The organism is Streptomyces sp. NRRL WC-3618 (assembly GCF_001280005.1).
Taxonomy (GTDB): domain Bacteria; phylum Actinomycetota; class Actinomycetes; order Streptomycetales; family Streptomycetaceae; genus Streptomyces.
The window spans coordinates 1-7,414 of record NZ_LGDW01000125.1; the positions used below are offsets into that span (position 1 = coordinate 1).

Sequence of the window (7,414 nt, forward strand, 5' to 3'; positions counted from 1 at the left end):
GGCCGACCGGACACCCCCCTGCGGAGTGAAGTACCTGCGCTCCTCCGGCAACGGAACCTATCCCCTCCGCGCCACCATCACCTGGAAGATCCACTGGACCGGCACCGGGGTCAACAACCCGGTGAACCTGCCCGACGGCGAGTTCGGCGCCCAGCAGGACGTTGTCGTACAGGAGATCCAAGCCGTCAACCGCTGAACGCTCGTGAAGAAGTTGTCACAAGATGCCCACTCCAGTGTGTGAGGGTGGGCATCTGTTCTCGTCTCGCTAGCGGACAGTCAGAGTCCTTGGCCTGTCCTTGCTCAAGGCGGCAGCAGGAGACAGGGATAAGAGAGGGGACGGGGCGAGTGGCGGACCGGTTGGCGATCGGCTCGGTATGGCTTGCCGGGGACCCTCGTTTCATCGGGGTGCTCGCCGCACCCGCATCTGACGGGACGACGCCGCGCCGCTTCCGCTTCCTCCACCAGCGGACAGGGTCGGACGGCGGGCGTCGCACCGCCGCCGACTGGGGAGCTACTGCCGAGGACGTCGCACGCGGTCGCCGCGCCGGCATTGTTCCTGTCCAACCCTGAAATACCGACATCGACGAAGCTTTTGAAAACTGATGGAAATGACATATCGCGTCTTCCTTGATGACTCGGCAAGTGATCCCAGCGCAGGCGTCTGGTTCGCCGTTCCCGGAGGATTCACTGAGCTGCCGATTGATATTCTCCTCGCCGAACCCGCCTCTGCTGAGGCCGAGCGGCTCCAACAGGCGCTCGCACCTCTGGTCGAAGCGATTCCTGACGGCGTCACCCGGCAGCAGTTCATCGCCCAGTTGGCATCGGGGCAGCAGCTCTTGCGTGCCCTGCGGGAGGTGGGCACAGTCCACTGTTCCCTCGGCACCCACCGCGACGATACCGTGGGAAACAACGGCGAAATCCTGCACTCCCTTTTCACCGTTTCCTGGCGAGACATCGCTTGGTCCCCGCGGGCGGTGAGTGCGGCACGGGCAGTGGCCACAGCGGACCAGCATTCCAACATCGAGTACGTTGATCTGCCCAGTGGGCCCGCGTCGATGGGCGAGATGCTGCGCACACCAAATCCCGAAACCGGCCTCCTTCCGACTCCAATGCTCCAGATTTACGCCTATCTCCCGCATCCGGACTGCAAACGTATGGCAGTCCTGATGCTGAGCACGACGACGGTGGAGAGACGCGAGCAGTACCGTGAAATCCTGCGACAGATCGCGGAGCTTACGAGCTTCGAATCACCGTTGGTCGATGCGTAGGAGATGAGGGCTCTGTGTAAGGGGGCGAGAATTTACCTTGCGGGCGTTGCGAATCACTCAGTCGTAAAAATTCGCGCGGTCCCCAGTCCCCCGGCAGCCCTGGCTGAGTACCGTAAGCACACCAGTTGTCCCCAAACATCGTTGAGGTGTGCGCCGTGCGAAAAATCATCCTGATGATGTCCGTCTCCCTCGACGGCTACTTCGAGGGGCCCCATCGTGAGATCGACTGGCATATGGTCGACGACGAGCTGCATCGGTACTTCAATCAGCGGATCAAGGCCATGGGGGCCTTTCTCAGTGGGCGTTTGACCCATCAGCTCATGGCCGACTTCTGGCCCACCGCCGACTCCGACCCCGACAGTCCCGAAGTCGTCCGCGAGTTTGCCGGGATCTGGCGGGACATGCCGAAGTACGTGTTCTCACGGACGCTGGAGCATGCCGACTGGAACGCCACCGTCGTGCGGGAAGTCGTTCCGGAGGACATTCGGGCGTTGAAGGAGCAGGCCGGCGGTGATCTCGCGGTCGGTGGTGCCGAGCTTGCCGCTGAGTTCATGCGGCTTGACCTCATCGACGAGTTTCATCTCTGCGTCCATCCCGTGCTGATCGGACGCGGCAGGCCGCTCTTCCTCGAGGCCGACCGTCTCACCCGGCTTCGGCATGCCGAGACACGTACCTTCGGCAACGGCGTCGTACTCCTGCGGTACGAGCGTGTCAGCAGCGACAGCCTGTAATGGGGCTGTCCTGCGCGGCCGTGCTCGATACCAAGACCCCATGACCACTCTCGGCGTCGTCTTCCGTCCCCAACTCCCGCCCGAGCGACTGCGCGCCCTCGCCCAACTCGCCGATGCCGCCGGGATCGAGGAGCTGTGGCTCTGGGAGGACTGTTTCCGTGAGGGCGGGATTTCCGCCGCCGCGGCTGCCCTCGCCTGGACCGAGCGCGTCCGAGTCGGTGTAGGCCTGCTCCCCGTACCGCTCCGGAACGTCGCACTGACCGCCATGGAAGCCGCCACCCTGCACCGTCTCTTCCCGGGGCGGGCCATCCTGGGCCTCGGGCACGGCGTGCAGGACTGGATGGGGCAGGTCGGGGCGCGGGTCGCGTCGCCGCTCACCCTGTTGCGGGAGTATCTGCCGGCGTTGCGCGCACTGCTCGACGGTCAACGGGTCACCGTCGAGGGGCGCTACGTGAAGCTGGACGACGTCGGCCTCGACTGGCCGCCCGAGCCCGGGCTGCCCCTTCTCGCCGGGGCCACCGGGCCCCGTTCGCTCCGGCTGGCCGGGGAGGTGGCGGACGGGGCCGTTCTCCATGCCGGGACCGCGCCCGACGGGGTGCGCAAGGCCCGGCAGCTGATCGAGGAGGGGCGGGTGGCCGCCGGTCGGACGGACGCGGCCGGCCAGAGCCACCGTGTCGTCGTCTATCTCCTCGCCGCCACCGGAGTGGACGCCGATGAGCGGCTCCGTGCCGAACTGGCCGCCGAAGGAGTGGCGTCCGTCCCCGATCTCGGCGTCGCCGGGGACGCCGGTGCCGTTGCCGAAGCCGTGGGGCGTCTCGTCCAGGCGGGGGCCGACACCGTCATCCTTCAGCCGACCGGGGACGAGCCCGACCCCGAGGGCTTCGTACGGTTCGTCGCGGAGGAAGTCCGGCCGCTCGTCCGCTCGGCCCCTGTCTCCGGTGTCTCCGGACGGTAGTCGCCCGCAGCCGGATCCAGCCGTGGCCATCCCCGGCCATCCCCGCGGGCGATGTCAGTGGCTCCTGCCACACTCCCCACATGACCGACATCGACGTACAACTCCGGGATGTGACGGAAGCCGATCTGGAGTTCCTCCTCGCCTGCGAGCACGACCCCGAAGCCGTCCGGCGGTCGCGGTTCACGCCCCGGCCACGCGACGCCTTCATGCGGCACTGGAAGACGAACATCCTCGGCGACAGCACTGTGTTCGCGCAGATGGTCACCGTGGACGGTGAGCCCGCCGGCAGCATCGTCGCCTGGTGGGAGGGTGAACAGGGCGTCGGCGGCGACCGTTTCATCGGGTACTGGCTCGGGCGGCCGTACTGGGGGAGGGGAGTCGGGAGCGTCGCCCTCGGGCTGTTCCTGCGGCGCGAGACCAACCGGCCCCTCCACGCTGACCCGTTCGCCGACAACACCGCGTCCGTCCGCCTCCTCGAAAGACACGGCTTCCGCCGCACCGGTACGGTCCGCCACGGCGACAACGAACATCTCATGCTCGTCCTCGACTCCGAGACGCCATGACGGTCATGAGGCCATGAGGGTCATGAATGCCCCGATGATCGTGAATATCCCCACTGTCATGACGGTCATGACGGTTCGTATTCCCCCGTCTTCCCGTCGATCAACTCCCGCAGGATGTCCATGTGCCCCGCGTGCCGGGCCGTCTCCGCCGTCATGCGGACCAGGACCCAGCGCAGCGAGCACTCGTCGTCCCGCCACGTCGGCCTGCCCAGGGTGTCCAGCGGGAGTTCCGTCAGTACGCGGTCGGCGGCGGCGCGGGCGCGGGCGTAGAAGTCGGTGATCCGGGCCGTGGTGTCGTCCGGGCCCGCGGTCATGTCCTCGTTGAGATACGGGTCGAACCAGAAAGGCTCCGTCTCGCGGCCGAACGTCTCCACGAACCAGCCGTACTCGACCGACGCCAGATGCTTCACCAGCCCCAGCAGGCTCGTGCCCGACGGTGTCATCGGCCTGCGGACCTGCTCCTCGTCCAGGCCCCGCAGCTTCCACAGCACCGCGTCCCGCTCCTGGTCGAGCTTCGCGCGCAGCGTCGCCCGTTCGTCATCGGCGTACAGCATGTCCCGCACCACCTCCGCTTCCGTCCCCGGCTGTTACCGCGCCGAAAATTATCAGCGGCCACTGACAACCGCCTGCGAACATCGGTCCATGTCCGTACCCACTCCCGCCCCCGCGCCCATGTCCAAGCCCACCTTCGAGCAGCTCCTCGCCGAAGGCGCCGCCGTCCCCACCGACGGCTGGGACTTCTCCTGGTTCGACGGCCGGGCCACCGAGGCGCGGCCCTCCTGGGGGTACGCCCGGGCCATGGGGGAGCGGCTGGCCGGCGTGTCCGCCGCGCTCGACGTGCACACCGGGGGCGGCGAGGTACTCAACACCGCCCCGCAGCTGCCCCCGCTCACCGTCGCCACGGAGGGCTGGCCGCCGAACGTCGCCCGGGCCACCGCCCTGCTCCATCCGCGCGGCGTGGCTGTCGTCGCCGTACCGGACGACGCGCCGTTGCCCTTCGCCGCCGACGCCTTCGACCTGGTCGTCAGCCGTCATCCCGTATCCCCGCACTGGACCGAGATCGCGCGTGTCCTGCGACCCGGCGGTACGTACTTCGCCCAGCACGTCGGGCCCGCCAGCGCGCACGAGCTCGTCGAGCACTTCCTCGGACCGCAGCCGGACGAACGGCGCAGCGCGCGCCACCCCGACCGTGAGCGTGCCGGAGCGGAAGCCGCCGGGCTGGAGATCGTCGACCTGCGCGCCGAGCGGCTGCGCATGGAGTTCTACGACATCGCCGCCGTCGTGCACTTCCTGCGCAAGGTGATCTGGATGGTGCCGGGGTTCACCGTCGACGCCTACCGCCCCCAACTCCGGTCCCTGCACGAGCGGATCGAGGCCGAGGGTTCGTTCGTGGCGCACAGCAGCCGCCATCTCTTCGAGGCCCGCAAGCCCTCCGGCTGACCCCTTGCGGGGTCCAGGCCCATCCCATAAGTTACTGGCAAGTAGTTACGCCGAGTGAGGCTCACCCGACCGTCCCAGGAGGCCGCCGGTATGCCGTCCGCTCTCCCCTTGCCGCAGACGGTCGTACGGGCGGTCGTATGGGCAGTCGTACGGACGGGCCGTGGGGCGGCGGACACATGAGCCCCCGCCGGAGCGACAGCGAGCGACAGCCGCGAGCGGATGGCCCTCAGCGCTGCCGCACTGTTGCGCGCCAGGCCGTGGTGCCCATCGCACCATCCCCCCGCCGCAGCACACCACCCAAGGAGCCGACATGCCCACGCTCGACCGCCACGACAACGTCTTCGTTCTCGACCTCGGGGACGGGGAGAACCGTTTCCACCCGGACTGGCTCGCTTCCGTCAACGCGGCGCTGGACGAGGTGGAGAAGGCCGAAGGGCCGCGCGCCCTGGTGACGGCCGCGACGGGGAAGTTCTACTCCAGCGGGCTCGACCTGGACTGGCTGTTCGCCCACACCGACCAGTACCAGGACTACGTCGTCTCCGTGCACACGCTGTTCGCGCGGATGCTCTCCCTGCCCTTGGTCACCGTGGCCGCCCTGCAAGGGCACACCTTCGCCGCCGGAGCGATGTTCTCCCTCGCGCACGACTTCCGCGTCATGCGCGCCGACCGAGGCTACTGGTGCCTGCCCGAGGCGGACATCAACATCCCCTTCACGCCCGCCATGGCCGCCCTCATCCAGGCCCGGCTGACCCCGCAGACGGCCCACCGGTCCATGGTCACCGCCCACCGCTACGGCGGCACCGACGCCGCAGCCGCCGGCATCGTCGACCAGGCGGTTGCCGAGGACGCCGTCCGCGCCACCGCCGTCGAACTCGCCCAAGCCCAGGTGAACAAGGCCGGCGACACCCTCGGCACGATCAAGGCCCGTATGTACGCGCCCGAGCTGGCCGCCCTGCGCGACACCGCCAACGCCCTCGGCTGACCCCGGCGTACGCGCGGTATCCTCTTCGCGCCCCGACGCCACCGACCACGCGCGCCCGCCCACCCCCCATCGCACCGCTCCCCGGCTGCCAAGAGGTGGCCCGGTCGGACGCCCTGCTTCCGGGCGTGGAGAAAAACTGGCGCGAACTGGCGAGTAACCGCCGAGGGAGAGTCGGCGCCCGCCCGCCGTCGATGAGCGACCTCCTGATCCTCAACCGTCGGACAATTGAGACTATTGATGGCATTCCGTGTCTTATTTCCAGCAAACATCCGGATATCGCTCCCCCTAGTCCATATGCGTCCGAATATTGGCGAAATCTCAGCATGGGACCTGTGATCGACCATGCCCTCCCGCTTGATGCGAGGGACATGTGTGCGTATGCCCGAAAAGGCTTCACGAGGTTTCCACATCGTTATCGCCGGGGTTCGCTAGCAGGGGTCGGTGTCGCGTAAATTTGGCTAAAGGTAATTCGCGCGAGCAAAGTGCGCGGGTGGTACCGCGCAGAGGAGGGGCCTGCGCGGTGCCGTACCTCCCCTCCTCGGGGCTCTTCCGGGTCCGCCCCGCCCGTGCTCAGCGGGCCTCCGGTGTCACGTCGTCGGCCCGGATCGAGAGCCGCACTCCCCGTCGTACCCCCCACCGCTCCAGCGCCCCGGCCTCCGCCTCCAGGACCGACCGCACCCAGGGGCGGGTCAGCCCAACTCGGCCCGGGCGCATGGTTCTTACCGCCCGGACCCGCGCGTTTGCGTCCAGATAGGCGACGTCGATCGCGAACCGCATCCCGAACGTGTGCACCGAACTCGCCGGCGTCAGCAGCAGCGCGCCCTCGATTCCGTCCCGGCCCAGCAGCCCGCGTCGGCGTGCTCGTCCCGAGTCGGCGAGCTCCAGCGGGATGGGCTCAGGGGTCTGCGGAGTGGTGAACGTGGCCATGGGTGCGAAGTTAGCGACGGCGTCAAGCGGGCGTTCGTGACCGGGTCGCCCCAGGGAGGGACGCCGGGCCCGGAGCGCCGCCCGCGCTCGTACGGCACTCGAATGGCGCTGAAGCATCCGGGGGGTGTGGACCAGTGGGGTGAAACGCGCCGGATCCCTTTGGATCTCCTCGGATCCCGCGAAACTGCCTGGGAATCAGCTGTTTTCCGGCCAAGATCCGGCCGTGAAAACGGGCTTCCGGGGCCATCCGCGCGTTGTCGGGCGACTTCGGAGAGTAGTTGTTCGGCGCTGATGCGCGCAGCATCACTCACGAAGGGTTATGGTGGAAGCCCCCCCTCGGGCCGGTCCGTCTCCCCCCCACGGACCGGCCCGTTTTTTTGTGCCCGGCCGGAGCCGGACGGAGCCAGCCGGATACCGCCGCTCTCCGACCCCTCCCTCTCCGCCCACTCCCTGAACCCTCCCTCTCCGCCCACTCCCGCAGCGCCCTCCCTCCGCGCCCCCTCCCTCCGGGCGCGGAGGGAGGGCGCTGCGGGAGTGGGCGGAGAGGG

Annotated in this window: 8 protein-coding genes and 1 pseudogene; 7 read left to right on the forward strand and 2 right to left on the reverse strand. The window is 68.4% G+C overall.

Annotation, left to right across the window (positions count from 1 at the left end; genetic code table 11):
• The 5 genes and pseudogenes from ADL01_RS15175 to ADL01_RS15195 form a co-directional block, all read left to right on the forward strand.
• A pseudogene (locus tag ADL01_RS15175) lies at nucleotides 1–196 on the forward strand (hypothetical protein); the annotation flags it as partial.
• 412 nt (nucleotides 197–608) lie between these two features.
• Entirely contained in the window at nucleotides 609–1,268 is a 660-nt protein-coding gene (locus ADL01_RS15180; protein WP_159049528.1) for a hypothetical protein, read from the forward strand.
• A gap of 155 nt (nucleotides 1,269–1,423) precedes the next feature.
• The gene (locus tag ADL01_RS15185; protein ID WP_053742519.1) at nucleotides 1,424–1,999 is read left to right on the forward strand and encodes a dihydrofolate reductase family protein; all 576 of its coding nucleotides are present in this window, start codon (nucleotides 1,424–1,426) and stop codon (nucleotides 1,997–1,999) included.
• 40 nt (nucleotides 2,000–2,039) lie between these two features.
• The gene (locus ADL01_RS15190; protein ID WP_053742520.1) at nucleotides 2,040–2,954 is read left to right on the forward strand and encodes an LLM class flavin-dependent oxidoreductase; all 915 of its coding nucleotides are present in this window, start codon (nucleotides 2,040–2,042) and stop codon (nucleotides 2,952–2,954) included.
• Nucleotides 2,955–3,034: 80 nt separating this feature from the next.
• A complete protein-coding gene (locus ADL01_RS15195; protein ID WP_053742521.1) occupies nucleotides 3,035–3,517 on the forward strand; it encodes a GNAT family N-acetyltransferase in 483 nt (160 codons plus the stop codon).
• Nucleotides 3,518–3,582: 65 nt separating this feature from the next.
• Here ADL01_RS15195 and ADL01_RS15200 read toward each other — a convergent pair whose 3' ends face one another.
• Nucleotides 3,583–4,071: a DinB family protein gene (locus ADL01_RS15200; protein WP_053742525.1), complete on the reverse strand. Its 489-nt coding sequence runs from the start codon at nucleotides 4,069–4,071 to the stop codon at nucleotides 3,583–3,585.
• Nucleotides 4,072–4,159: 88 nt separating this feature from the next.
• Here ADL01_RS15200 and ADL01_RS15205 point away from each other — a divergent pair, with 88 nt between their 5' ends.
• Together ADL01_RS15205 and ADL01_RS15210 are read left to right on the forward strand one after the other, a co-directional pair.
• Entirely contained in the window at nucleotides 4,160–4,957 is a 798-nt protein-coding gene (locus tag ADL01_RS15205; protein ID WP_053742522.1) for a class I SAM-dependent methyltransferase, read from the forward strand.
• A gap of 310 nt (nucleotides 4,958–5,267) precedes the next feature.
• The gene (locus ADL01_RS15210; RefSeq protein WP_053742523.1) at nucleotides 5,268–5,939 is read left to right on the forward strand and encodes an enoyl-CoA hydratase-related protein; all 672 of its coding nucleotides are present in this window, start codon (nucleotides 5,268–5,270) and stop codon (nucleotides 5,937–5,939) included.
• Nucleotides 5,940–6,509: 570 nt separating this feature from the next.
• Here ADL01_RS15210 and ADL01_RS15215 read toward each other — a convergent pair.
• Nucleotides 6,510–6,866 carry a DUF192 domain-containing protein gene (locus ADL01_RS15215; protein WP_053742524.1) on the reverse strand — a complete coding sequence of 119 codons (357 nt, stop codon included), beginning with the start codon at nucleotides 6,864–6,866 and terminating at the stop codon, nucleotides 6,510–6,512.
• Between the last annotated feature and the right edge of the window lie 548 nt (nucleotides 6,867–7,414).

Bases quoted from the DNA above. Each gene is read 5' to 3' on its own strand.
- ADL01_RS15180 (WP_159049528.1), top strand. From the start codon at position 609: ATGACATATCGCGTCTTCCTTGATGACTCGGCAAGTGATCCCAGCGCA.
- ADL01_RS15190 (WP_053742520.1), top strand. From the start codon at position 2,040: ATGACCACTCTCGGCGTCGTCTTCCGTCCCCAACTCCCGCCCGAGCGA.
- ADL01_RS15195 (WP_053742521.1), top strand. From the start codon at position 3,035: ATGACCGACATCGACGTACAACTCCGGGATGTGACGGAAGCCGATCTG.
- ADL01_RS15200 (WP_053742525.1), bottom strand. From the start codon at position 4,071: ATGCTGTACGCCGATGACGAACGGGCGACGCTGCGCGCGAAGCTCGAC.
- ADL01_RS15205 (WP_053742522.1), top strand. From the start codon at position 4,160: ATGTCCGTACCCACTCCCGCCCCCGCGCCCATGTCCAAGCCCACCTTC.
- ADL01_RS15210 (WP_053742523.1), top strand. From the start codon at position 5,268: ATGCCCACGCTCGACCGCCACGACAACGTCTTCGTTCTCGACCTCGGG.
- ADL01_RS15215 (WP_053742524.1), bottom strand. From the start codon at position 6,866: ATGGCCACGTTCACCACTCCGCAGACCCCTGAGCCCATCCCGCTGGAG.